This is a genomic window from Delftia tsuruhatensis (assembly GCF_903815225.1).
Classification (GTDB): domain Bacteria; phylum Pseudomonadota; class Gammaproteobacteria; order Burkholderiales; family Burkholderiaceae_C; genus Comamonas; species Comamonas tsuruhatensis_A.
Genome location: NZ_LR813084.1, coordinates 1,742,978 through 1,766,078, shown reverse-complemented (window position 1 = coordinate 1,766,078; position 23,101 = coordinate 1,742,978). Strand labels below are relative to the sequence as shown.

Annotated in this window: 21 protein-coding genes; 6 read left to right on the top strand and 15 right to left on the bottom strand. The window is 68.4% G+C overall.

Translation table 11 applies throughout. The features are described 5' to 3' along the window. Window positions 1-139: 139 nt before the first annotated feature. Both L1Z78_RS08000 and L1Z78_RS07995 read left to right on the top strand, forming a co-directional pair. Window positions 140-445, top strand: a complete 306-nt coding sequence (locus L1Z78_RS08000; protein ID WP_234641001.1) for a winged helix-turn-helix transcriptional regulator — start codon at window positions 140-142, stop codon at window positions 443-445. A gap of 108 nt (window positions 446-553) precedes the next feature. Beyond that, window positions 554-907 carry an FKBP-type peptidyl-prolyl cis-trans isomerase gene (locus L1Z78_RS07995; RefSeq protein ID WP_234641000.1) on the top strand — a complete coding sequence of 118 codons (354 nt, stop codon included), beginning with the start codon at window positions 554-556 and terminating at the stop codon, window positions 905-907. A 69-nt stretch (window positions 908-976) separates the two neighbouring features. Here the strand turns inward: L1Z78_RS07995 and L1Z78_RS07990 are convergent, their stop codons facing one another. The 4 genes from L1Z78_RS07990 to ppsA all read right to left on the bottom strand — a co-directional run bounded on the left by L1Z78_RS07990 (window position 977) and on the right by ppsA (window position 6,529). Beyond that, window positions 977-1,474, bottom strand: coding sequence for a hypothetical protein (locus L1Z78_RS07990; protein ID WP_234640999.1), 498 nt, complete (start codon window positions 1,472-1,474; stop codon window positions 977-979). A gap of 229 nt (window positions 1,475-1,703) precedes the next feature. Further along, on the bottom strand, window positions 1,704-3,794 hold the full coding sequence (locus L1Z78_RS07985; protein ID WP_234640998.1) for a VC_2705 family sodium/solute symporter: 2,091 nt from the start codon (window positions 3,792-3,794) through the stop codon (window positions 1,704-1,706). After that, entirely contained in the window at window positions 3,787-4,122 is a 336-nt protein-coding gene (locus L1Z78_RS07980; protein ID WP_234640997.1) for a DUF4212 domain-containing protein, read from the bottom strand. The genes L1Z78_RS07985 and L1Z78_RS07980 overlap by 8 nt, the downstream gene beginning before the upstream one ends. Window positions 4,123-4,138: 16 nt before the next feature. Next, a complete protein-coding gene (gene ppsA, locus L1Z78_RS07975; RefSeq protein WP_234640996.1) occupies window positions 4,139-6,529 on the bottom strand; it encodes a phosphoenolpyruvate synthase in 2,391 nt (796 codons plus the stop codon). Between the two features lie 208 nt (window positions 6,530-6,737). On the opposite strand from ppsA, the gene L1Z78_RS07970 reads away from it, so the two are divergent. After that, on the top strand, window positions 6,738-7,559 hold the full coding sequence (locus L1Z78_RS07970; RefSeq protein WP_234640995.1) for a pyruvate, water dikinase regulatory protein: 822 nt from the start codon (window positions 6,738-6,740) through the stop codon (window positions 7,557-7,559). A gap of 10 nt (window positions 7,560-7,569) precedes the next feature. Here L1Z78_RS07970 and L1Z78_RS07965 read toward each other — a convergent pair whose 3' ends face one another. Continuing rightward, on the bottom strand, window positions 7,570-8,514 hold the full coding sequence (locus L1Z78_RS07965; protein ID WP_234640994.1) for a LysR family transcriptional regulator: 945 nt from the start codon (window positions 8,512-8,514) through the stop codon (window positions 7,570-7,572). Window positions 8,515-8,660: 146 nt separating this feature from the next. Here L1Z78_RS07965 and L1Z78_RS07960 point away from each other — a divergent pair, with 146 nt between their 5' ends. Then, window positions 8,661-8,936, top strand: a complete 276-nt coding sequence (locus L1Z78_RS07960) for a DUF2798 domain-containing protein (RefSeq protein WP_234640993.1) — start codon at window positions 8,661-8,663, stop codon at window positions 8,934-8,936. Between the two features lies 1 nt (window position 8,937). Here the strand turns inward: L1Z78_RS07960 and L1Z78_RS07955 are convergent, their stop codons facing one another. The 7 genes from L1Z78_RS07955 to L1Z78_RS07925 form a co-directional block, all read right to left on the bottom strand. Further along, window positions 8,938-9,744, bottom strand: a complete 807-nt coding sequence (locus L1Z78_RS07955) for a heme ABC transporter ATP-binding protein (RefSeq protein ID WP_418921680.1) — start codon at window positions 9,742-9,744, stop codon at window positions 8,938-8,940. 5 nt (window positions 9,745-9,749) lie between these two features. After that, a complete protein-coding gene (locus L1Z78_RS07950) occupies window positions 9,750-10,850 on the bottom strand; it encodes a FecCD family ABC transporter permease (RefSeq protein WP_418921679.1) in 1,101 nt (366 codons plus the stop codon). Beyond that, window positions 10,847-11,725 (bottom strand): heme/hemin ABC transporter substrate-binding protein, encoded by an 879-nt coding sequence (locus tag L1Z78_RS07945; protein ID WP_234640991.1) that lies wholly within the window; start codon window positions 11,723-11,725, stop codon window positions 10,847-10,849. The genes L1Z78_RS07950 and L1Z78_RS07945 overlap by 4 nt, the downstream gene beginning before the upstream one ends. Further along, entirely contained in the window at window positions 11,722-12,846 is a 1,125-nt protein-coding gene (locus tag L1Z78_RS07940) for a hemin-degrading factor (RefSeq protein ID WP_234640990.1), read from the bottom strand. Before L1Z78_RS07940 ends, L1Z78_RS07945 begins: the two co-directional genes overlap by 4 nt. Further along, entirely contained in the window at window positions 12,843-13,184 is a 342-nt protein-coding gene (locus L1Z78_RS07935) for a hypothetical protein (protein WP_234640989.1), read from the bottom strand. Before L1Z78_RS07935 ends, L1Z78_RS07940 begins: the two co-directional genes overlap by 4 nt. A 63-nt stretch (window positions 13,185-13,247) precedes the next feature. Next, window positions 13,248-15,497 (bottom strand): TonB-dependent hemoglobin/transferrin/lactoferrin family receptor, encoded by a 2,250-nt coding sequence (locus tag L1Z78_RS07930; protein WP_234640988.1) that lies wholly within the window; start codon window positions 15,495-15,497, stop codon window positions 13,248-13,250. Window positions 15,498-15,677: 180 nt separating this feature from the next. Continuing rightward, complete coding sequence (locus L1Z78_RS07925) at window positions 15,678-16,706, bottom strand: helix-turn-helix transcriptional regulator (RefSeq protein WP_234640987.1); 1,029 nt, start codon at window positions 16,704-16,706, stop codon at window positions 15,678-15,680. 81 nt (window positions 16,707-16,787) lie between these two features. Here L1Z78_RS07925 and L1Z78_RS07920 point away from each other — a divergent pair, with 81 nt between their 5' ends. Together L1Z78_RS07920 and L1Z78_RS07915 are read left to right on the top strand one after the other, a co-directional pair. Further along, the gene (locus L1Z78_RS07920) at window positions 16,788-18,779 is read left to right on the top strand and encodes a TonB-dependent receptor domain-containing protein (protein ID WP_234640986.1); all 1,992 of its coding nucleotides are present in this window, start codon (window positions 16,788-16,790) and stop codon (window positions 18,777-18,779) included. 17 nt (window positions 18,780-18,796) lie between these two features. Next, window positions 18,797-20,464, top strand: a complete 1,668-nt coding sequence (locus tag L1Z78_RS07915) for an alpha/beta hydrolase-fold protein (protein ID WP_234640985.1) — start codon at window positions 18,797-18,799, stop codon at window positions 20,462-20,464. Here the strand turns inward: L1Z78_RS07915 and L1Z78_RS07910 are convergent. The 3 genes from L1Z78_RS07910 to L1Z78_RS07900 are packed head-to-tail and all read right to left on the bottom strand — an operon-like array spanning window position 20,461 to window position 23,066. Further along, entirely contained in the window at window positions 20,461-21,249 is a 789-nt protein-coding gene (locus L1Z78_RS07910) for an ABC transporter permease (RefSeq protein WP_234640984.1), read from the bottom strand. The genes L1Z78_RS07915 and L1Z78_RS07910 overlap by 4 nt on opposite strands. Before the next feature lie 4 nt (window positions 21,250-21,253). Then, on the bottom strand, window positions 21,254-22,027 hold the full coding sequence (locus tag L1Z78_RS07905) for an ABC transporter ATP-binding protein (RefSeq protein ID WP_234640983.1): 774 nt from the start codon (window positions 22,025-22,027) through the stop codon (window positions 21,254-21,256). A gap of 25 nt (window positions 22,028-22,052) precedes the next feature. Beyond that, window positions 22,053-23,066 carry an ABC transporter substrate-binding protein gene (locus L1Z78_RS07900; RefSeq protein ID WP_234640982.1) on the bottom strand — a complete coding sequence of 338 codons (1,014 nt, stop codon included), beginning with the start codon at window positions 23,064-23,066 and terminating at the stop codon, window positions 22,053-22,055. Between the last annotated feature and the right edge of the window lie 35 nt (window positions 23,067-23,101).

The following is a 23,101-nucleotide window of genomic DNA, read 5'->3' as shown; positions in this document are numbered from 1 at the left end:
GCATTGCCGCTGTGGATTTTGAGCTACCAAACTTGTAGCAAAATGGATCCAGAGCTATAGTTCCCCGGGACTTGGCTCGGCGCGCCTGCCCCCACAGGCACCGCCGGCCCACACACACCATTGCGCAAGGAGAAGCGTCATGAGCTCCAAGGAAAACGCTGCCATCAACCAGCTGTTCGAGAAACTCGAATGCCGCTACGCGTTGCGCGTGCTGTGGGCGTTGCGCGATGGCCATCCTCAGACCTTTCGCCTGCTGCAAGACAGCGTGGGGGGCATCACGCCCAACACGCTGAACACCCGCATCAAGGAGCTGCGTGAATGCGGGCTGCTGGAGCATGGCTCCGATGGCTATACCGTGACGCTCTCGGGCCAGGACCTGCTCAAGCGCCTGTCCGATGTGCAGGCCTTCGCCAACCGCTGGGTGGCGGCGCGCGCCAAGAAGTGACGCCCGGCCGGCCATGGCACGGCCATGGCGCCCCTCTCCTCTTGAAGGGCCGGCGGATCGCCGCGAGGCCCTTCATACTCCCCCTTCTCTCTCACAAGGAATACCACCATGGCTTTCACCACCACCGCATCCGGCCTGCAATATGAAGACACCGTCGTGGGCGATGGCGCCGAGGCGCAGCGCGGCAAGAGCGTGACCGTGCACTACACCGGCTGGCTCTACGACAATGGCGTGCAGGGCGCCAAGTTCGACTCCAGCAAGGACCGCAACGACCCCTTCGTCTTCCCCCTGGGCGCCGGCATGGTGATCAAGGGCTGGGACGAAGGTGTGCAAGGCATGAAGGTCGGTGGCCAGCGCACGCTGATCATTCCGGCCGAGCTGGGCTACGGCGCTCGCGGTGCTGGCGGCGTGATCCCGCCGAATGCCACGCTCAAGTTCGACGTGGAGCTGCTGGCCGTCTGATGCACGGACCCTGGCCTGCGGCCATCGCAGATTCGAGGCAGGGTGCGATCGCGCCCTGCCTTTTTTCTTTCAGGCAGGCGTGCCGAACAGCGCCTCGTGCAGCGGCGCATAGCTGGCCGGGCTGGCGGCCTCGCGCAGACGGGGTGCCAGCGCCACGAGCTGGTCATAGCCCATGGCCGCCTCGACCGCGAGATTCAGGCGAAAGCCCTTGAGCCCCAGCCCTGCCGTGATGGCCACGGCCAGCGGATAGGCATTGCGGTAGCGCACGGCCAGCGAGGGCTCGGACGGCGCCGACGGCAGAGGGACCGCCGCATCTCCCGGCGACGGCGCGGCAACGGCGACCACGCCCAGGCCCGGCCCGCCCGCCTCACGCGGCGCCAGCCATTCGCGCTCCACCAGCGCCAGGATCTCGTCCTGCGTCACCCCCATGCCGCCGACAGCCTCCAGCACCTGCGCAAGGCTGCGTTGCCCATCGAACAGCAGGAAGGCCGAACGCAGCCGGGGCGAGAGGTCGGCATGGCGCTCCTTGAAGGCCTGTTGGCCGGCGGGCGTTTTCACGAGATGCATGGCGGGCGGAATTCTCTGCGAGGGATGGGACACGGCTCGCAGAGTGTCATGAGCCTCCGCGCCCCAAAAGCGGGTTTTCCAGCACGGATTGAGCGCGATGCGGACGGCTTGTCAGCTCGAACGCTACAAAAAATGCAGCATGAATTCTTCATGAATAAAGAGTTTCATACCCAAACAAGGCCGGAACCTTTGCCAGCTGGGCAGGTGCCGCTGCGACTTCTGATATAGATCAAAGCCCTGCGCCGACCGGTCTGGGGGCAGTGCCGCGCCTTCCCGGATCAAGGCAGCTGATCAGCCAGGTCATGAGCAGGCCTGCCGGCACGCCGAAGACACCCGATGAGATCGGCTGTATGCCCCACCACAGGCTGGCGTGCAGCGCCTCGGGCAGCACGGGCTTGAGCGCGGGCACATGCGAGACCATGTAGTAGACGGTGACGCCCAGCCCTGCCAGCATGCCCGCCACGGCGCCGCGCCGCGTGGTGCCGCGCCAGAAGATGCCCAGCACCATGGCCGGCACGAAGGCCGAAGCCGCCAGCGAGAACGAGGCCGTGACCATGGGAAGGATGTCCGAGGAGCGGCGCGATGCCACGAAGGCAGCCGACAGGGCCACCACCAGCAGCGCGAACTTGGACAGGATCACGCGCTGCTCGGGCGAGGCGCGACGGCGGCGTGCACGGAAGTACAGGTCGCGCACCAGCGCGTTGCTGATGGTCAGCAGCAGGCCGTCGGCCGTGGACAGCGCGGCGGCCAGCCCGCCGGCCGCGACCAGCCCCGAGACCACATAGGGCATGCCGCCCAGCTCGGGCGTGGCCAGCATGATGAGGTCGGCGCCCATGCGGATCTCGCCGAACTGCAGGATGCCGTCGCCATTGACATCCTCCACCGCCAGCAGCGAAGTGTCCACCCGGGACCACTGGGCCATCCAGTTGGGCAGTTCGTCGAAGCGTATGCCGACGAGGTTGTTCATGACCTCGAACTTGACCAGCACGGCCATGGCCGGCGCGCTCATGTAGAGAACGCCGATGAAGAACAGCGTCCAGCCCACGGAGGCCCGCGCACCCGAGACCGAGGGGGCCGTGTAGTAGCGCGTGAGCAGGTGCGGCAGGCCGGCCGTGCCGGCCATCAGGCAGAACATCAGCGCCAGGAAGTTGCGCCGGCTGTCCTCGTAGGCCTGCTGCTCCTCGGGAGAGCCGCCGGGGTCGCCCGCGAAAGGCAGGCTGTGCAGCGGTATGCCGCCCAGAGGTCGCTCGCGCTCCCGCATCTCCTGCAGCTGGCGGGTCCACAGGGCGCGTGCCGCGGCCTCGTCACGCGGCATGGCGGCCAGTTCGCGGCTGGCGGCCATGATGGCACCGATGTCGCCACTGCGCGTGCGCAGTTCGCGGATGCGCTCGGCCAGCGCCTGGCGCTCGGCGGCGAGCACGCGCGGCACGTCCTTGAGCTTGTCTTCCAGCACCTCGGCGCGCGTGCGGTAGGCCGCGATCACCTCCTGCTCTGCCGGCGAATCGAGCAGACGCTGCTCCATCTGCGCGATCTGGCTGAGCTGCGTCGTGTAGGCCCAGGGCGCCACGGGATTGCCCATCTGCCGGTAGGCCAGCCAGGACACGGGGATCAGAAAGGCCAGCAGGATCACCACGTACTGCGCGACCTGGGTCCAGGTGATGGCACGCATTCCGCCCAGAAAGGAGCACAGCAGCACACCGCCCAGGCCCAGCATGATGCCGATCTCGAACTGCACGCCCGTCAGCCGCGATGCGATCAGGCCCACGCCGTAGATCTGCGCCACCACATAGGTGAACGAGCACATCACGGCCGCCAGCGCCGCGATCACGCGCGGCCAGCGCCCGCCGTAGCGCTGCTGGAAGAAATCGGGAATGGTGTAGAGCTTCATCGCCCGCAGGTGCGGCGCGATCAGCATGGCGACCAGGCAAAAGCCGCCCGTCCAGCCCAGCAGGTAGGCCAGCCCGCCGGCCTGGCCCGGCACGCCGGCAAAGCCCTGCAGGTACAGCGCCCCCGACAGGCTGATGAAGGAGGCCGCGCTGACCCAGTCCGCCGCGGCCGCCATGCCGTTGTAGAACGGCGGGATGCGCCGGCCAGCGACGTAGTACTCGTCGGGGTCGCTGGTGCGCAGATAGACGCCGATGGCCGCGTAGACCATGACGGTGAAGAACAGGAAGATGGGGCCGATCCAGTGGCGCGACAGGCCTTGGTCCTCTGCCCAGAACATCAGCGCCAGAAAGCCCAGCACGCCCAGCATGTACAAGGCCACGATGCGGTGCAGGCGCCAGTGGTAGGCCGACGACAGCGGCACGCGCTCAGCCATGGGAGGCCGGAGCGCAGGGATCCTGGCCGGTGGCCCGGGCCTCGCGGCGTTCGAAATGGTCCATGGACAGACAGTAGACGATGACGATGGCCAGGAACATCAGGACTGCCCCCTGGGCCGCGAACCAGTAGGCCAGCGGCCAGCCGGGCATCAGCGACTGCAGCTCGCGTGCGTAGTAGCAGGCCCCGAAGGACACGGCAACCCAGACCGCGAGCAGCACGGCCTTGAGCCACAGGTGGTGGACATCATGCAGGTCGGGGGCGAAGGTCTGGCCTTCGGAGTCGCCCCCGACGGCGTCGTCATGCAAATTCGCGGGCGGCGTATGCATGGCGACGCTCAGCCGCTTACTGCGCCAGGCGCTGCCAGGTCGCGACCACGCTGTCCGGGTTCAGCGAGATCGAGGCGATGCCCTCGTCTGCCAGCCACTGGGCAAAGTCGGGATGGTCCGACGGGCCCTGGCCGCAGATGCCCACGTACTTGCCCTGGTCCAGGCAGGCCTTGATGGCGCGCGACAGCATCTTGCGCACGGCGGGATCGCGCTCGTCGAAGTCGGCCGCCAGCAGCTCCAGGCCCGAGTCGCGGTCCAGGCCCAGCGTCAGCTGGGTCAGGTCGTTGGAGCCGATGGAGAAGCCGTCGAAGAACTCGAGGAACTCGTCGGCCAGGATGGCGTTGGAGGGCACCTCGCACATCATGATGAGCTTGAGGCCGTTGTCGCCGCGCTTGAGGCCATTGGCCGCCAGCAGCCCGGTCACGCGCTCGGCCTGCTTGAGCGTGCGCACGAAGGGGATCATGATCTGCACGTTGGTCAGGCCCATGTCCTCGCGCACGCGGCGCAGCGCCTCGCACTCCATGCGGAAGGCCTCGCCGAAGTCCTCGGAGATGTAACGCGCCGCGCCACGGAAGCCCAGCATGGGATTTTCTTCCTCGGGCTCGTAGCGGCTGCCGCCGATGAGCTTGCGGTACTCGTTGGACTTGAAGTCCGACATGCGCACGATCACGGGCTTGGGCCAGAAGGCGGCGGCAATCGTCGCCACGCCTTCGGCGACCTTGTCCACGTAGAAGGCGCGCGGCGAGGCATGGCCACGCGCCACGGACTCCACGGCCTTCTTGAGGTCGGCATCGACGGCGGGGTAGTCCAGGATGGCCTTGGGGTGCACGCCGATGTTGTTGTTGATGATGAACTCCAGGCGCGCCAGGCCCACGCCCTCGTTGGGCAGCTGGGCGAAGTCGAAGGCCAGCTGGGGGTTGCCCACGTTCATCATGATCTTGGTCTTGATGGCGGGCATCTCGCCGCGCTGGACCTCGGTGACCTCGGTCTCGATCAGGCCGTCATAGATCTTGCCGGTGTCGCCTTCGGCGCAGCTGACGGTGACCAGGGTGCCGTCCTTGAGCAGGTCGGTGGCGTTGCCGCAGCCGACCACGGCCGGAATGCCCAGCTCGCGCGCAATGATGGCCGCGTGGCAGGTACGGCCGCCACGGTTGGTGACGATGGCCGAGGCGCGCTTCATCACCGGCTCCCAGTTGGGATCGGTCATGTCGGTCACCAGCACGTCGCCGGGCTGGACCTGGTCCATGTGGGCGATGTCATTGACCAGACGCACCGGGCCCGTGCCGATCTTCTGGCCGATGGCGCGGCCTTCGGCCAGCACATTGCCCGTGCCCTTGAGGGCGTAGCGCTGCTCGGCCTGGCCCTTGGCCTGGCTCTTCACGGTCTCGGGGCGCGCCTGCAGGATGTAGAGCTGGCCGTCCGTGCCGTCCTTGCCCCACTCGATGTCCATGGGGCGGCCGTAGTGCTGCTCGATGACCAGGGCGTAGTGGGCCAGCTGCTGCACGTCCTCGTCGGACAGCGAGTAGCGGTTGCGCAGTTCGTGGGCCACGTCGGTGGTCTTGACCAGCTTGCCGCTGGCAGCCTTTTCCTCGGGCGAGGCGAAGACCATCTGGATCAGCTTGGAGCCCAGGTTGCGGCGGATCAAGGCCTTCTTGCCGGCCTTGAGCATGGGCTTGTGCACGTAGAACTCGTCGGGATTGACGGCGCCCTGCACCACGGTCTCGCCCAGGCCGTAGCTGGAGGTGATGAAGACCACGTCCTCGAAGCCGGACTCGGTGTCGATGGTGAACATCACGCCGGCCGCGCCCAGGTCGGAGCGCACCATGCGCTGCACGCCCGCGGACAGGGCCACCACGTCATGGGCGAAGCCCTTGTGCACGCGGTAGGAGATGGCGCGGTCGTTGTACAGCGAGGCGAACACTTCCTTCATCTTGTGCAGCACCGACTCGATGCCCACCACGTTCAGGAAGGTTTCCTGCTGGCCCGCGAACGAAGCGTCGGGAAGGTCCTCGGCCGTGGCCGAGGAGCGCACGGCGAACGAGGCCGCCTCGTTGCCGCCCTGCAGGCGCACGAATTCCTCGCGGATGGCCTGCTCCAGGTCGGCCGGGAAGGGCTGGTTCTCGACCAGGGCGCGAATTTCGGCGCCGACCTGGGCCAGGGCACGCACGTCCTCGACGTCGAGCGCGGCCAGCTTGGCGCTGATCTTGTCGGCCAGGCCGTCATGGGCCAGGAACTGGCGGAAGGCATGGGCCGTGGTGGCAAAGCCCGTGGGCACGCGCACGCCCTGCGGCAGCTGCGAGATCATTTCGCCGAGCGAGGCGTTCTTGCCGCCTACGGACTCGACATCCGTCATCCTCAGTTTTTCGAAGGGAACGACGAGGGCGGTGGCCTCGAACAGTTGAGACATGGGAAAGCTCCGGAAGTTAAAAACGGTAGCGCGCCGCCACTGCCAGATGGGCCGTGCACGGTCATTCCACCCACGCCGGCGTGCGCGAGGCTTTGCTGTTCTGGTTGGAGGCCGGCAGCGAGCATGGATGGGAAATTGGGAATAATGGGCGCCATTGTAGGCGTTTGCCGTGAACCGACGGCAGCCCCCCGTCCAGAGCCCGACCACCATGCACACCCACACCATCTTCGTCATCTCCGACGGCACCGGCATCACCGCGGAGACGTTCGGCACGGCCATCATGGCCCAGTTCGACACCAAGTCGCGCCTGGTGCGCATCCCCTTCGTGGACACCATGGACAAGGTCCACCAGGCCGTGCGCCAGATCAACCACGTGGCCGAGTCCGAGAGCCACAAGCCCATCGTCTTCACCACCCTGGTCAACCAGGACATGCTCGACCTGATCGAGACCCAGTGCAAGGGCAAGGTCTTCGACATGTTCGGCACCTTCGTGCGCCCGCTGGAACTGGAGCTGGGCCAGAAGTCGCTGCACCGCGTGGGACGCTTCGCCGACATCAGCGAAAGCAAGGAATACCTGGAGCGCATGGAGGCCATCAACTACACGCTGGCCCACGACGACGGCCAGACCCACCAGGACCTGACGGGCGCCGACGTGATCCTGGTCGGCGTCTCGCGCAGCGGCAAGACCCCCACCAGCCTGTACCTGGCCATGCAGTTCGGGCTGAAGGTCGCCAACTACCCGCTGATCCCCGAGGATTTCGAGCGCAAGCAGCTACCGCCGGCCCTGGTGCCCTACCGCAAGAAGCTGTTCGGCCTGACCATCGACCCGCAGCGCCTGTCCAGCATCCGCAACGAGCGCCGGCCCGACTCCAGGTACGCGAGCCTGGCCAACTGCCGCTACGAGGTGGCCGAGGCCGAATCCATGATGCGCCGCAGCGGCATCCAGTGGCTGTCGAGCACGACCAAGTCCATCGAGGAAATCGCCACCACCATCCTCCAGGAAGTGCTGCCCCAGCATCTGGGGCACTGACCCCGCGCGCTCAGGCCGGGGCGCTCCAGCGGAGCATGGGCTGCTGCGGCAGCGTCTCGACCAGGTAGTCCACCAGGGCGCGCACCTTGGTCGGCACGTACTGCCGATCTCGGAAGCAGGCGAAGAAGTCCAGCGTGGTGTCCTCGAAATGCAGCTGCGTCCCGCGCGTGGGCCGCAGGGACAGCGGCTGCAGCAGGCCTTCGCGCATGTATCGGTGGGCGATGAAACTGCCTATCCAGACGATGCCCCCGCCAGCCACGGCCATCTCGGTCAGCGCATCGATGTCGCTGGCGATGGCGGCGATGCGCAATTGCGGGTCCACGCGCTTGCCATCACGCGAAAAGGGCCAGCGCATGAAGCGCCCGTCGGCCTCGCGGCGGTACATCAGGCAGGCATGCTCCAGCAGGTCCTCGGCCGTCTGCGGGCAGCCATGGGCCTGAAGGTAGGCCGGCGCCGCGCACAGCACGCGCGGCACGGCGGCCAGTTGCCGCACCGCCATGCCGGGCTCCAGCACGTCGCGGTAGCGCACGCTGATGTCCACATCCTCCTTGAGCACATCCACCTGGCGGTCCACGATCAGCAGTTCCAGCGCCACCCGCGGGTGCTGCGCAGCAAAGGCCGGCAGCAGCGGCGCCAGCACGTGGCGGCCGAAGGCGGCCATGCAGGCGATGCGCAAACGCCCCTGCAGCTCGCCATGCAGCAGCGAGAGGTCGGACTGCGCCTTCTCCAGCTCCTGCAACACCGGCCCCACGCGCGCCAGGTAGCGCTCACCCGCCTCGGTCAATGCCATGGAGCGCGTGGTGCGCGTGATCAGCCGCGTGCCCAGTTCACGCTCCAGGCGCGCGATGTTCTGGCTCGCCGCAGCCGGTGAAATACCCAGTTGGCGGGCAGCCGAGGCGATGGAGCCACCCTCCAGCGCCTTGACAAAGGTCTCTATGGATCGCAGATTAGGCACAAAAAACGATGGATGAAAAACGGATTCGTCAATATAGCTTACGAGTGAACCAAGCTCGAGACCCCTACTGCGCAGACCGCCCATTGCATACAGTCAGGCCCTTCCAGCGCCATTGCGCCAGTGCCCCGACCGGTCTGCCTTCATCCATGCCCGATACCACCTTCGCCTCCTCCGCCACCGCAGCCCGCCGCAGCCGCAAGCTGCACCGACGCTTCGCCCCCGTCGTCTTCGCCTTCTACATGTCGGGCATCATGGCCTTCCTGATGTGCTGCGCCATCGTCGGCGCCAACAGCGGCCTGGGTGCGGACTACCTGCGCCGCGTGCTCCAGGCCTATCTGCTGGCCATGCCCGTGGCCTTCGTCTGCGTGATGGTGGTGCGCCCCCTGGTCGGCAAGCTGGTGGCGGCCACCGTGCAGCCTTGAATCAGCCGGCGAACAGGAATTGCCGGGCGCCGTCGCTGCTGTAGGCCACATCGCAGCGCATGCCCCAGACCTGCTGCACCAGCTCGGGTCGCAGCACCTGCAGTGCAGGGCCCCAGGACACGCTGCCCGCGCCCAGCACGAGCACGTCGTCGGCATAGCGCAGCGCCAGGTTCAGGTCGTGCATCACGGCCACCACGCCCACCCCCTGCTCCACAGCCCAGCGCCGCAGCAAGCCCATGCTCTGGTGCTGGTGGGCCAGGTCCAGCGCAGCCATGGGCTCGTCCAGCAGCAGCCAGCGCGCACTGCCGTCGGCCGGCGGCTCCCAGATCTGGGCCAGGGCCCGCGCCAGATGGGTGCGGGCGCGCTCGCCACCGGACAAGGTGTTGATGCTGCGCGAGGCCAGATGCGCCACGCCGGTCAGCGCCATCGCCTCGCGGGCGATTCCGGCTTCGTTGCAGCCGGGCCGGGCACGGTGCGGATAGCGCCCCAGTTCCACCACCTCCAGGGCCGAGAAGTCGAACGCCACCGCGCAATCCTGGGGCATGACGGCACGCCGCATGGCCAGCGCCTCGGGCGCATGGCGGCGCAGTGGCCGGCCGTCCTGCCAGACTTCGCCGCACTGGGGTACATGCTGGCCCACGAGCATGGACATCAGCGTGGACTTGCCCGCGCCGTTGGGCCCCAGGATGGCCGTCAGGCGCCCGGCAAGCAGTTGCGCATCCACGGTAGCCAGGCGCGGGCCGCGCCCTACGCCCACGCCCATGGCCCGGCATTCGAGCATGGCGACAGGTTCAGACCGGATCTCCATGCCGCTCATACCTTGTTGCGGAACTGGCGCAGCATCAGCAGGAACAGCGGCACGCCGATGAAGGCCGTGAGCACACCCAGCGGCAGCTCGGCGGGCTTGACCACGGTACGCGCCACGGCATCGGCCGTGACCACCAGCGACCCGCCCAGCAGCGCCGAGCCCGGCAGCACCACGCGGTGGTCAGGTCCGGCCACGATCCGCACCCAGTGCGGCGCCACCAGGCCGATGAAGCCGATCACGCCGGTGGTCGCCGTCACGGCGCCCACGGCCAGTGCCGCCACGAGCACGGCGCGGCGCTTGGTGCGCTCCACGGCCACGCCCAGCAGGCTGGCCTGCGCCTCGCCCAGCGCGATGGCATTGAGGGGCCGCGCCAGCGCCAGCCCCATGGCAAGGCTTGCCGCCACGGCCACCCCCACCAGGGCGACGGCGCTCCATCGCGCCGCCCCCAGGCTGCCCAGCAACCACATCTGCAGATTGCGCAACTGCTCGTCCGTGGAGATGAAGCTCAGAAACCCCAGACCTGCACCGGCCAGGGCGTTGACCGCCACGCCCGCCAGCAGCATCAGCCCCATGCGTGTGCCGCCCGAGGCCTGGCCCAGCGCATAGACCAGCGAGGTCACCATCAGCCCGCCGGCAAACGCCATGGCGATCAGCGTCCAGCTGCCCATCACGTGGGGCAGTGCGGGAAACCAGCGACTGCCCAGCACGATGGACAGCGCTGCAGCCAGGGCCGCGCCGCTGCTGACGCCGATCAGCACCGGATCGGCCAGCGGATTGCGGAACAGGCCCTGCATCAGTGCGCCCGCCAGCCCCAGCCCGGCCCCCGTGGCCACGCCCAGCAGCAGGCGTGGCAGGCGGATGCCGAAGAACACCAGATGCTCGGGCCCGCCCGCGCCATTGCCCGTGGCGGCCTCCCACAGCAGGGACGGCAAGCGCCCGGGCGCGATGGCATAGGCGCCCGTGGCGCTGCCGGCCACCAGAGCCAGCACCAGCATCAGGCCACCCAGCGCCAGCGCGGGACCTCGCCCCAGCCGGCCCGCGCCCGGGCGGCGACCCCAGCCGCCCGGCAGCGAGGCCGGCGCCTGCCTCTTGGCCAGCCCGGTCATGGCCGGGCCCGGCTGGTCAGCTGCTGCATGCGCACATGAAGTTCGCGCACGGCCTGGGGGAGGCGGGGGCCGAAGCCCAGCAGTTGGTTGGCCTCCAGCGCCACCAGTGCCTTGCGCACAAAAGCCGGCGTCAGGGCCAGTTCCGGCCTTCGCCAGAAGGCGATCTCTCCGCCCAGCGCCTCGATGCCTTGCGTGGTGCCGACCAGCACCTCGGGCGCGGCGGCGGCCATGGCTTCGGCCGTGAGCGGACGGTAGCCCTGGAACTCGACCACGGCATTGTTGCCGCCTGCCATGGCGATCAGCGCATCGGCCGCCGTGCCGCGCCCGGAAACCATGGGGGCGCCGCTGTGCGAGAGGATGAACAGCGCGCGCGGCCTGCGCCCGGCCCGGTCCACCTGCTGCCGCACCGCGGCCCATTCGGCATCCAGCCGGGCCTGAAGCGCATGCGCCTGCTCGGCGCGGCCCGTCTCCAGCCCCGCCAGTGCCAGCTTGGCCTGCACCTCGGCCCAGTCATGGCGCGCGGGAATCAGCGAAACACGCACGCCAGCCTGGCGAACCTGCTCCAGCACCACGGCCGGCCCCGCCTCGTCCGTACCGATCACGGCATCGGGCCTGAGCGACAGCAGTCCCTCGGCAGAGAGCTGGCGCACATAGCCTACCTTGGGCGTCTTCTGCGCCGCCTCGGGGAACAGGCTGGTCGTGTCCGTGCCGACCAGCAGGCCCTGTGCGCCCAGCAGATAGACCATTTCCGTCAGCGCCCCGCTCAATGAGACCAGGCGCCGCGCCGCAGGCTGCGCCGCCACCGGCCAGGGCATCAGGACTGCGCCCGCCCCGCCTGCGCCCAGCCATCGCAGGGCCTTGCGGCGCGCCCTCATGCGGGCACCCCGGCTGCAAGGCGCGGCAGGCCGGCCACCAGTTCGCGCCACGCCGGCAGCTCGGGATTGCCGGGCTTGCGTTCACCGAAGAACATGGCCATCAGTTCGCCCCGGCCATCGAAGGCTTCGACCGACGTGACCACGCCGTCGGCGGTGGGCTTTTGCACGGCCCAGACACTGGCAATCATGTCGCAGCGCAGGTGCAGGTTGAAGCCGGGGTCCATCACATTGATCCACCGCGCGCCACCCGGCGTATCCATGGGCTGGATGTTGTGCACGGGGCCGCTATGGATCTGGATGCATCCACCGCTGCCCACGAAGACCATGATGGGCAGGCCATCCACGGCCGCATCGCCGAGCAGTTGGGCCACGGACTCGGGCAACAGGCGCGCACAGTGGCGGGGAACCAGTCGCAGGGCCTGTTGGCGCTCGACGCCGAAGCAGCGCAGCAGATCGAAGAATTCGTGCGTGTCCTGCATGCCGTCCCAGGCCTGGGCCAGGCCGGCCACATCGATGTCCGCATCGTCACGAGGCAAGGGCTGTGGCAGGGCACGGCGAAACAGGTAGCAGGCGCTGGGTTCGGCGAAGCGCGCCACCAGCGCGTCCCAGGCCTCCAGGTCGGTGGCCTCGCGCGCATGGACCTTGTGTACGGCCCGGCCCTGGGCATTGAAGAATTGCAGGCTGCGCATGGGAGGCCTGCCGGCCTTGGCGGCCTGCTCGGTCACGGCATAGCCGGCATGCCATTGCGCGAAGAACAGCCGCAGGTCGATCTCGCGACCCAGGGCCAGGCCCACGCCGCCGTTGGCCGAAAGCTTCTGGTAGACGCCGATCTTCTCATGCACCGTGGATTCGTTGCGCGTGAGCGCCATGACAGGACCGCAGTCCTGCAGCGCTTTCAGGAGATCCAGCCATTCGGCCCGCAGCGGCACGGCCAGGGGGTTTCCATCGTGCTGCCCCGCATGCGCGGCGATGGCAGCGCCTTCGGGCAGTCCCAGCGATTCGGCCGCCTCCTTGGCGCGCAGCCCGTCCATGCGCGCCTGGGCGAAGCGCTGGCGAACTGCGGGAGCATCCACGGGAATCAACTGCTCGCCCTGGGCGGTCTCTCGGACGGAGGTGTTCATTGCAAGGTATCCAGAGGGGCGTGCCAGAGCACAGGGGGGACGGGCTGGACCGTGGGCTCGGCACGGCGCGAGCGCATGGGGGCGCCTGCGTCTGCCACGGCCTGCCAGCGCTGGCGCAGGCGCGAGAGCAAGGCGCGCATGTCGTCGGAAAAGCCCCCCGTGCAGACCAGGCTCTCGAGCTGCTCGGCCACCCGCGCAGCCATCAGCGGCCGGTGGGCCTCGCAGCAGCCATGGCCGAAGCCCGTCATCAGGGCCAGCGTGGCGGCGAGCGCCGCCTCGCTCTCGGCCAGCAGGTATTCCTCGTCCTGTGCAAGGCTCTCACTGTGGGATGGGTGCATTCGGTTCTCCTTGCATTGCATGCTTGCACGCTGTACATGCGCGGCGCCAGACGGCGCCACGCTTCAGAAATCCTTGACCAGCGAGACGCGCACATGGCGACCCGGCTGGCTGTAGGCATCGGCGATGGCCGTGCCGGCCGCCAGGCCGCGCACGTCGGCCCAGCGCCAGTACTTCCTGTCGGTCAGGTTGTAGATGCCCGCGTTCAGGCGCAGGTCGGGACGGATGCGCCACTGGGCACTCAGGTCGGCCACGGTGGCCGAGGGACTGAGCCAGGCGGCGCTGCCATTGGAGACGTCGCCGGCCTTCTTGCCGCTCCAGCGCGAGACATTGAGCTGCACGCCCACGGCCGAATGCTCGTAGCGCACGCCCAGCACCAGTTGCTGCGGGGAGATGCTGTCCAGCGGCTTGTCGGCCTGCGTGTCCTTGCCGTCGGTATGGCCATAGGCCAGCCGCGTCTGCCAGTTGCCGCCGGCCCAGCGCCCCCAGTCGTAGTCGGCCTTGAGTTCGAAGCCGCTGATGCGGGCACGGCCCACGTTGACGGACTGGAAGACGGCGGGATTGGAGGGATTGCCGAACTGGCCGGCCACCTGCTGCTGATCGACGATGAAGTCCTTGTAGCGGCCCGTGAACACCGCGGCGTCGACGCGCAGCCGGTCCATGCGCCCCTTCAGGCCCAACTCGAAGCTCCGGCTTTTCTCGGGCCGCAAATTGGGGTTGGGAATGCTCTTGTAGAAAGCGACCGGGTTCTCGAAGAAGGCATTGATCTGGCCGGCATTGGGCGCCCGGAATCCCGCCGCCACGTTGCCATAGACCGACCAGGCGGGGCTGGCCTGCAGCATCACGCCCAGCTTGGGCGTGACGGCCGAGTCGGAGTTGCTGGCCACCGGCGGCACAAAGCCCGTCTGCCTGGGCTTGATGCTGTAGTGCTCGGCACGCAGGCCGGGCGTCACGCTCCAGGGGCCGTTGTGCAGTTCGGCCTGGGCGAACAGGGCCGTTGCGGTTTCGGTGGTGTCGGGGAATCGCTTGAGCGGAAAGCTTTCACCGACCGGCGGAGTGACACCGTTCTGCTCGTTGACGACCTTGTTGCGCATGAAGTCCACCCCATAGGTGAATTTCCCGCTGGCGGAAGGACTCCAGCGCAGCAGGCGGCTGGCCTGGGCATGCAGCTGCATGGCGCCTTCGTCATAGGTCACGTCGCGTGCACGGTAAGGCAGGCCGATGCGGGTCTCGTCGGCGAATTCGCGGGCATCGGACTTCTGGTAGCTGGCCATGAGCTGCAGCTCGTCGGCCAGCGCCATGCCCAACTGCTGCCACTGGCCCTGCCAGCTGGCACGCCAGCGCTTCATGCTCGTGCGTGCGTCGGAATTGGCCACCGTGCTGGTGCGGGCCGACAGCAGCTGGTAGTCGGCACGCTTGTCCACGTTCTCCAGCGTGAACACATGCTTTTGCGCGGCACTGGGCGTGAAGACCAGGCGACCCATCAGCGAACTGCTGCGGTCCTTTTCCGGGTTGGGCGTGGTGCGCGCGGCCCCCGGCACGTTGTTGGTGCCCATGTTCTCCAGCGCGCTGGAGCGGCCCAGGCCGGCGGACAGCAACCAGCTCCACTCGGGACCGGCGCGGCCGGCCAGCGTGGCGCCGATCTTGCGGCCGTTGTCCGAGCCGTCATAGCTGGTGGCGATGCGCCCGCCGAAGGCCTTGTCCTTGCCCAGCAGGTCATCGGGCTGCACGGTCACGAAATTGACCAGGCCGCCCATGCCGTCCGAGCCGTACAGCGCGGGCGTGGAGCCGCGCAGGATTTCCACGCGCTGCACCAGGCCCAGGTCCAGGTAGTCGCGGCCGAAGCTGTTTGCGCTGAAGCTGTAGCTGCGCGGCAGACGCACGCCGTCCACCAGCATGAGCACGCGGTTGCCTTCGAGGCCCCGGATGTTGAAGCCACCGTTCTGGTCACGCCCCGTGGACGAGCCCGCCATGGAGAAGCGCGCCGGGCTGCGCGGCACATCGACATTGGGCAGCAGGTTGACCATCTCGCGGATGTCGCTGGCCTGCTCGCTCTCCATGCGATGGGCATCGATCACGTCGATGCTCATGGGCAGGCTGTCGGGATCCTGTTCCTCCCGGCTGGCGCTGATCACCACATCCTTGAGCACGGGTGCGCGCAGCCCCGCCCCCGAGGCCTGGGCCAGCAGCAGGGGATCGGGCGTTGCTGCGTCCTGCGCCATGGCGGCTCCTGCGCACAGCAGGAGACAGGCCAGGGCCAGTGGGCGCAACGCCATGGGCGTGCCGGGTCGGGTGGATGTGGTGCCAGAAGCCATGTCGAATCCCTCTGTGTCGAATGCGAATTCCGAGGGCTGGCTTGCGATGGCGGCGGCGGGCACGGGGCCTGCCTGCGGCACTGGCGGTGCTGGCTGGATACGTGAATTATATGCGAATGCTTCTCATTAACCCAATCACAAGCCCTGCAAACCCCGGCAAGGCGCATGCCCCCGTCCGGTTCAAACGGTCAGCCCCGGCTTGGCAAAAGAAGGCACCATGCCGAACTGCGCCCGGAATGCCGCAGCGAAATGCGTGGTGCTGCGATAGCCCGCGATCTGCGCGGCCTGGGCCACGCTGGCACGCCCCTGCTCCAGCGCCAGGCGGGCGCGCTCCAGGCGCCGGGCACGCACGAAGCGGCCCAGGCTCTGCCCATCGGCCACGGAGGGGAAATGCCGCTGCAAGTGGGCCTGGCTCATGCCCGCGTGGCGGGCGATGGCGGCCAGGTCCATGCCATCGGCGGCTGCGGTGGCCAGCCAATCGCGCAGCGCCACCAGCCGGGCCAGTTGGCGCACGCCGGGCACGGGCAGGCGCCTGTCCGCCGCTGGCGCCCCCGCTTCCACGGCCTGGATGGCCTCGGACAGGATCTCCATGAAGCGGCTCTGACACCACAGCAACTGTGCCGAAGGCGGCAGCGAGCAGCCGCGATGCAGTTGCTCGGCCAGTGCCAGCGCCTTGGGCGAGGGCTGCCAGGGCGCCACGGCCAGGTGCCGGGCGGCGAACTGCGCCATCGCCCCCTGCAGCACGCCCATGCGGGTCAGCCATTCGGGCGACAGCGTCAGCACCAGCTTGCGCTCGCTGCGGCCCGCACGCCACTGGCGCATGAAGCGGTCGGTACGCGCCAGCGCCAGCATGGCGCCACGGCACGCACCCTCTTGCGCCCGCAGATGAAAGCGCCGCTCTCCATAGGACAGTTCGGTCTCCCCGGCCAGCACGATGACGATCTTGACGCCCGGATACAGCAGGTTGGAGGTGCGCATGCTGCACAGGTCCTGGACTTCGGTGCGGTACAGCAGCATGCCCGGCTGCGGTTCCAGCACCTGCATGCGCCCGCGCAGCACGTCGGTGGTCGCGGTCACGCCACGGTCGCCCACGATGTATTCCCGGCCCAGAGGATCCAGCGAGCGCTCGATATCGGGCACATGGATGAGGCCGCCCTCTTCTGAGGAAAAAGCAGAGCTGCCGGAGGCAAAAACAGAGAGGGTGCCCATGGACGCAAGCCAGGAAAAAACAAGCAATAAATAAAATTGATTCTCATTTGAACACATAACTCCCGGGGAGATCCTTCCATCATGAAACCCGTCTTGCGCCTTGCCCTGCGCCCTCTTTCGCTGGCCTGCCTGTCGGCGGTCGCCGCCATGGCCCAGGCCGGACAGCAGGAGCCGCCCCTGCCCACCATCGTGGTCACGGCCAGCGGCAACGCGCAGGAGATCCAGGATGCGCCGGCCAGCATCTCGGTGCTCACGGCCGATGATTTGCGCACGCGCCCGGCCCATGAACTGTCCGAACTGCTCACGGGCATCGAGGGCGTGACGCTCAACCGCACGGGCAACGGCACGCCGACCATCCAGATCCGGGGGTTTGACGCGGCCTACACGCTGATGCTGATCGACGGCAAGCGCGTCAACGCCAGCACCTCCATGTTCCGTGGCGGCGCGGGCTACGACTCGGGCTGGGTGCCGCTGGACGACATCGAGCGCGTGGAGGTGGTGCGCGGCCCCATGTCCTCGCTGTACGGCGCCGATGCCATCGGCGGCGTGGTCAACATCATCACCAGGCCCGTCGGAAAGGCCTGGAAGGGATCGGTCACCACCGAGGCCGTTCTCAGCGCAGACCGCGACCTGGCCGACAGCCAGAAGCTGGGCTTTTCCATGAGCGGCCCGCTGATCGACGAGCGGCTGGGCCTCAAGCTCTACGGCAACTACGACCACCGCGCGCCCAGCGATGCGCGGGACCCGCTGAACAACCCGGTCACGCCGCTGTTCGGCCGCATCCTGAACCGCCACGCGGGCGGCCAGTTGTCCTGGCGACCCGATGCGCGCCAGACCGTCACGCTGGATGCCGACCTCGGCAGCAAGGACCATGGCGGCTACACCATGGAGCGCGACGCGTTCTCGCTGCGCCACAAGGGCAGCTGGGGTCGGGCCAGCACCGAGCTGACGCTGGCCTCGGACGAAATCCGCAACCTCAAGGGCATGGTGGATGCCCAGGTCAACCCCAACCACTCCAACACCTATTCGCTCAACGGCAAGCTCAGCTTCGCGGCCTTCGGCAACCAGTTCCTGACCATGGGGATCGATGCCCGCAAGGAGCGCCTGTGGGACCCCGTCAACCTCAGCGGCTGGCCGGGCGCACAGGCCAGCGCGGCCGCACCGTCCACCTCGGTGAACCAGTACGCCATCTTCATCGAGGACGAAATCCGCATCACCGAGCGCCTGGCGCTGACCCTGGGCAACCGCTTCGACCACCACCAGAACTTTGGCGGGCACCACAGCCCGCGCGCCTATGGCGTATTCCATCTGAACGATGCCTGGACCCTCAAGGGCGGCGTCTCGCGCGCCTTCCGCACGCCCACGCTGGTGCAAAACAGTCCGAACTGGGGATCGGTGTCCTGCGGCAGTGCCACCACGGGCTGCTACATCATCGGCAGCCGCGATCTCAAGCCGGAAACCGCACTGAGCAAGGAGATCGGCGTGCAGTATGCGAGAGGCGCCCACAGCGCCAGCCTGATGCTGTTCGATACCCGGCTGCGCAACATGATCGACATCGACAGCCGCACGCGCGACCCGCTGCTGGCGCCACAGTTCGACAACTTCGTGGGCTTCCTGCCCGATGGGCGCCCCATCTTCAGCTACCAGAACATCAACAGTGCGCGCACGCGCGGTGTGGAAGCCAGCTGGAAATGGCAGGCCATGGCCGACCTCGGCATCAAGACAGCCTATACCTACCTCGACGCGAAGAACACCAGCAAGGCCCAGGCCACTCGGCTGATCAACCGCTCGCGCCACAACGTCCACGTCGCGGCCGACTGGCGCGTGAACGGGCGCTGGAGCCTGGGCGCGGCCTGGCGCCTGCAAAGCGAGCAGCCGCTGAACACGGCGGGCACGGTGCGCAAGGGCGGCTACGGCATCGTGGATCTGAGCGCGGCCTGGCAATTCAGCAAGGACTCCAGCCTGCGCACGGGCGTTCTCAACCTCGGCGACCGCACGTTCGAGCGCAGCGCAGGCAACGACTACAGCGAACTGGGCCGGCGTTTCTACGTCTCGCTGCACTCGCGCTTTTGAGCATGCGCATTTCTTGCATGATTCGCGGCCTCGTGGCCGCCACCCTGCTCGCCGGCATGGTGGCGGCACAGGCCCAGGAGCAACAGGCCTGGTCGGTGCAGGTCGATGCCGAGGCAGGCCAGTTGCTGTCCTGGCGCATGGACGGCGGCACACATGCCCATGAAATCGAGCTGCTGGGCCCCGACGGCCGCCTGCTGCGCGCCTGGCCCGCCACGCACAACGGGATACAGGAGCCGGCCTGGGTCGCGCCCGCCACGGGCCGCTACCGGCTGCTGGCCCGCAACCCCTTCTTCGATGCCGCGCCCGCGCCGCGCTGGCAGTTGCTGGCCAGCGGGCCGGCCCTTGCCGATGCAAGCCCCACGGCAGAGGCAGAGCGGCCGCTCAGCGCCCGACTGCGCCAGCTGCAGGCCGAGCTGGCACAGGCCGCGCCCGAGCGCAGGGCCGGACTGCTGCAGCGCTTCTGGCAGCAAGTGCAGGCCACGGGCACGCCGCTGCTGGAAGCCTCGCCTGCGGGGGCGGACGAAGTGCTGGCCACCTTTCTGTGGCGTGCGCCCGAGCCCCACGTGGACGCGGCCCACCGCATCGAAATCGAATGGGCCATGCGCTCCGAAGACAGCTTCACCCTTCAGCGGCTCGCCGGCACCGACATCTGGCACCTGAGCCTGCCGCTGCCACGCGGCCTGCGCGCGGCCTATCAACTGGTCGTGGATACGCCGCAATGGCCGGGCGCAGACAGTCCGCCCAGGCGCCCGCAGCGCATGAAGGCCCGGCAACTGGCCAGCCAGCGCGATGTCCTCAACCCGCACCGCTGGCACGCGGGCCTGCCCGGCCTTGCGGCCGACGGCCCGGCAGCACTCCACGCCCACCGCTCGGTGCTGGAGATCCCTGCGCAAGGCATGCGCCACAAGGCCTCGCTCCAGCCCGATGCGACACGGCCCCTTGCGGGCCGGATCGAGCATCTGCGCTTTGCCAGCCATGCGCGGGGCGACGAACGCAGTCTGTCGCTGTACCTGCCACCCGGCACCCACGCGCCCGGCAGCCTGCCGCTGCTGGTGCTGTTCGACCGCGAAGCCTATCTGTCGCGCGTGCAGATCGACCGGCGGCTGGACCAGTGGATTGCCCAGGGCCGCATCCCGCCGTTGGCAACCCTGCTGATCGCCAACCCCACGCAGGCCGATCGCGGCCGGGAGCTGCCGCCCAATGGCGACGCATTCGGCGACATGCTGGCCCACGAACTCCTGCCCTGGATACGGGAACGCCACCCACAGCTGGCGCGCGACGCCGCGCAGGTGGTGGTGGCCGGCTCCAGCTATGGCGGCCTGGCGGCGGGCTGGATGGGCTTTGCGCACCCTGACGTGTTCGGCAACGTGCTGTCGCTGTCAGGCTCGTACTGGTGGACCCCCGAGGCGGCAGGCCCGCGCAACCGCTGGGCCGAGGGCGACTGGTTCATGCGCCAGGTGGCCGCCGCGCCCGCCCGCGCCGTGCGCTGGCACCTCAGTGCAGGCCTGCTGGAGCGCGGCGTGGGCGGCGAAGGCGGGCTGGTGGACAACAACCGCCATCTGCGCAATGTGCTGCAGGCCAGGGGCTACCGCGTGAGCTACCGTGAATTCGCGGGCGGCCATGACTACTACGCCTGGGGCGAGGAGATCGCCATCGGGCTGCAGGCGCTGCTGGGCAGCCGCTAGCTTGCCGGGGCAGGCTTCTCGCGCTGCGAGGCATGCCAGCGCAGGCAGCGGGCCTCGGCCGCCTCGATGGCCTTGAACAGCGCCACGCCCAGCAGGCACAGCAGGGCCAGCGCGACGAAGACCGTCGAGGTGTCGAAGCTGCCCTGGGCCACGAGGATGACATGGCCCAGCCCGGCCTCGCCCGCCACGAACTCGCCCACGATGGTGCCCACCAGCGCGAACGACACGCCGACCTTCATGCCCGCGAAGAGGCTGGGCAAGGCGTTGGGAAAGCGGATCTTCCAGAGCATGCTGGCGCGTGAGGCCTGGTTGACACGGGCCATGTCCAGCATGTCCGGGTCGGTGGAACGCAGGCCCAGCACCGTGTCGATGAGGATGGGGAAGATGGCGATGAGCATGGCGATCGCCACCTTGGGCGCCGCGCCCGTTCCCATCCAGATCACGAACAGTGGCGCCAGTGCCACCTTGGGCACGGCGTTGAGCGCCACCAGCAGCGAATACAGCGTGCGATCCAGCAGCCGCGAGTAGACGATGCCTATGGCCGCCGCCACGCCCAGCACCAGCGCCAGCGCGAAGCCGAGCAAGGTGGTGCGCAGGGTGTCCAGGCTTTGCAGCAGCAGGTAGCCCGGCTGCGCGGCGAACTGCGCAGCGATCCGCGATGGCGCAGGCAGCAGGAATTCGCGGATGCCCAGCCCGCGCACGGCCGCCTCCCAGAACACCAGCAGCGCGGCCAGGGTGGCGATGGCCTGCCAGCTGCGCCGGGTATGGATCCAGATGTGTTTCATGCATTCACCCCTTGCAGACGCCCAGGTCGCGGAAAGTTTCACGGATACGGGCCACATAGGCGGCAAACGCCGGGGTCTCGCGCACCTGCAGGCCGCGCGGGCGCTCAAGGTCGATGTCCACGACGTCGGCCACGCGGCCCGGGCCGCGCGCCATCATCACCACGCGGCTGCCCAGGAACACGGCCTCGGAGATGGAGTGCGTGATGAAGACCACCGTCTTGCCCGTGGCCAGCCAGGTGCGCTGCAGCTCGGCATTGAGTTCGTCGCGCGTGAACGGGTCCAGCGCGCCAAAGGGCTCGTCCATCAGCAGCAACTGCGGATCCAGCAGCAGGGCACGGCAGATGGACACGCGCTGGCGCATGCCGCCCGACAGCTCGCGCGGGTAGCGGTCCAGGAAGGCCGACAGGCCGAACAGGCCCAGCAGCTCGCGCGCCCGCGGCTCGAAGGCGCGCCGGTCGCGGCCATGGAATTCGGCCGCCACGAGCACGTTGTCCAGGATGCAGCGCCACTCCAGCAGCAGGTCGCGCTGGAAGACCACGCCCATGTCCTCGGGCGGCCGCGTGATGTCCTGGCCACGCAGCGCCAGGCGGCCGCCGGAGATGGGCTCCAGCCCGGCCATGCAGCGCATCAGCGTGCTCTTGCCGCAGCCGCTGGGCCCGACGATGCAGACGAACTCGCCCTCGGCAATGCCCAGGTCGATCTGGTGCAGCGCCACGATGGGTTGGCGCTCGGACACATAGGTCTTGTCGAGCCGCTCGATTTCGAGGAAGGCGGTCACAGGTGTACTCCTTGCTGTGGACGGTTCAGGCAGCCAGGAGCGCATTGCTGTAGTAGTCCGATGGCTTGCGGCCGGGCCTGATCTGCCCGGTCTGCTCCAGGGAACGGATGGCAGCGGCCCAGTCGGCATCGCTTTGCTGACCGAAGGGCAACTGGCGGACGCTGGGACTTTCGAGGAAGGGACGGTAGGCCAGGATCTGGCCGCGCAGCACGTCCGCATCCAGGCGGGCATTGGGGCGCTGCGCAAGAATGGCGGCCACGGCCTCGTCCACGTGTGCCTGGCCATTGCCGCCGTGGATGTACTGCCAGGCACGCACCTGCACCTGCACGAACTTCGCGATGGCATCGCGCCGGGTCGCCAGCACCTGGGGCGCCACGGCCAGGCCGTAGCTGGGAAAGCTGATGCCACTGTCGCCCAGCAGCAGCGCCGAGGCCTTGCGCGTCTTGCGCACCATGGGCTGGCCGAACGGCGCCTGCGACAGGAATCCGTCGCTGTTGCCCGAGGCATAGGTGGAGATCATGGCGCTGGGCGCCACCATGGCCAGGTGGATGCTGCCCTTGCCCATGCCGTTGGCCTTGAGGAAGGGCTCGATGAACGGCGCCCAGGGGCTGGTGGTGAAGCACACCAGCTTCTTGCCGGCCAGGTCCCTGGGCGTCCTGACCTGCTGCGCCTCGTCGACCAGCACGGCCAGGTCGCCGGTGCGCGCAAAGCCCGCGACCGATATCAGGTCCAGACCGTTTTCCTTGGCCACGGCCATGGTGCCCAGGGCCACCTGGCCGATGTCGGCCTGGCCGGCCGCCAGCAACTGCAGGGTGGAGATGGTGCCCGTCCCGTCCTGTATCTCCACATCCAGGCCCTGGTCCTTGAACAGGCCTTTTTGCAGCGCCAGGTGCATGGCCGCATGCATGCCCCAGGGCGAAAAATCGAGGCGCACGCGCAACCGCGCGGCGCCCTGGGCATGGGCCGGCAGGCCACCCAGCGACAGGGCGGGCGCGGCCAGCATGGCAGCCAGGCCCTGGTTGAGGATGCGTCGTTTCATGGCATGTCTCCGATATCGAGGGGATCGTGGGGTGT

Excerpts from the sequence above, each read along its gene's own strand:
- L1Z78_RS08000 (WP_234641001.1), top strand. The coding sequence starts at position 140 with ATGAGCTCCAAGGAAAACGCTGCCATCAACCAGCTGTTCGAGAAACTC.
- L1Z78_RS07995 (WP_234641000.1), top strand. The coding sequence starts at position 554 with ATGGCTTTCACCACCACCGCATCCGGCCTGCAATATGAAGACACCGTC.
- L1Z78_RS07990 (WP_234640999.1), bottom strand. The coding sequence starts at position 1,474 with ATGCATCTCGTGAAAACGCCCGCCGGCCAACAGGCCTTCAAGGAGCGC.
- L1Z78_RS07985 (WP_234640998.1), bottom strand. The coding sequence starts at position 3,794 with ATGGCTGAGCGCGTGCCGCTGTCGTCGGCCTACCACTGGCGCCTGCAC.
- L1Z78_RS07980 (WP_234640997.1), bottom strand. The coding sequence starts at position 4,122 with ATGCATACGCCGCCCGCGAATTTGCATGACGACGCCGTCGGGGGCGAC.
- ppsA (WP_234640996.1), bottom strand. The coding sequence starts at position 6,529 with ATGTCTCAACTGTTCGAGGCCACCGCCCTCGTCGTTCCCTTCGAAAAA.
- L1Z78_RS07970 (WP_234640995.1), top strand. The coding sequence starts at position 6,738 with ATGCACACCCACACCATCTTCGTCATCTCCGACGGCACCGGCATCACC.
- L1Z78_RS07960 (WP_234640993.1), top strand. The coding sequence starts at position 8,661 with ATGCCCGATACCACCTTCGCCTCCTCCGCCACCGCAGCCCGCCGCAGC.
- L1Z78_RS07955 (WP_418921680.1), bottom strand. The coding sequence starts at position 9,744 with ATGGAGATCCGGTCTGAACCTGTCGCCATGCTCGAATGCCGGGCCATG.
- L1Z78_RS07950 (WP_418921679.1), bottom strand. The coding sequence starts at position 10,850 with ATGACCGGGCTGGCCAAGAGGCAGGCGCCGGCCTCGCTGCCGGGCGGC.
- L1Z78_RS07945 (WP_234640991.1), bottom strand. The coding sequence starts at position 11,725 with ATGAGGGCGCGCCGCAAGGCCCTGCGATGGCTGGGCGCAGGCGGGGCG.
- L1Z78_RS07940 (WP_234640990.1), bottom strand. The coding sequence starts at position 12,846 with ATGAACACCTCCGTCCGAGAGACCGCCCAGGGCGAGCAGTTGATTCCC.
- L1Z78_RS07935 (WP_234640989.1), bottom strand. The coding sequence starts at position 13,184 with ATGCACCCATCCCACAGTGAGAGCCTTGCACAGGACGAGGAATACCTG.
- L1Z78_RS07930 (WP_234640988.1), bottom strand. The coding sequence starts at position 15,497 with ATGGCTTCTGGCACCACATCCACCCGACCCGGCACGCCCATGGCGTTG.
- L1Z78_RS07925 (WP_234640987.1), bottom strand. The coding sequence starts at position 16,706 with ATGGGCACCCTCTCTGTTTTTGCCTCCGGCAGCTCTGCTTTTTCCTCA.
- L1Z78_RS07920 (WP_234640986.1), top strand. The coding sequence starts at position 16,788 with ATGAAACCCGTCTTGCGCCTTGCCCTGCGCCCTCTTTCGCTGGCCTGC.
- L1Z78_RS07915 (WP_234640985.1), top strand. The coding sequence starts at position 18,797 with ATGATTCGCGGCCTCGTGGCCGCCACCCTGCTCGCCGGCATGGTGGCG.
- L1Z78_RS07910 (WP_234640984.1), bottom strand. The coding sequence starts at position 21,249 with ATGAAACACATCTGGATCCATACCCGGCGCAGCTGGCAGGCCATCGCC.
- L1Z78_RS07900 (WP_234640982.1), bottom strand. The coding sequence starts at position 23,066 with ATGAAACGACGCATCCTCAACCAGGGCCTGGCTGCCATGCTGGCCGCG.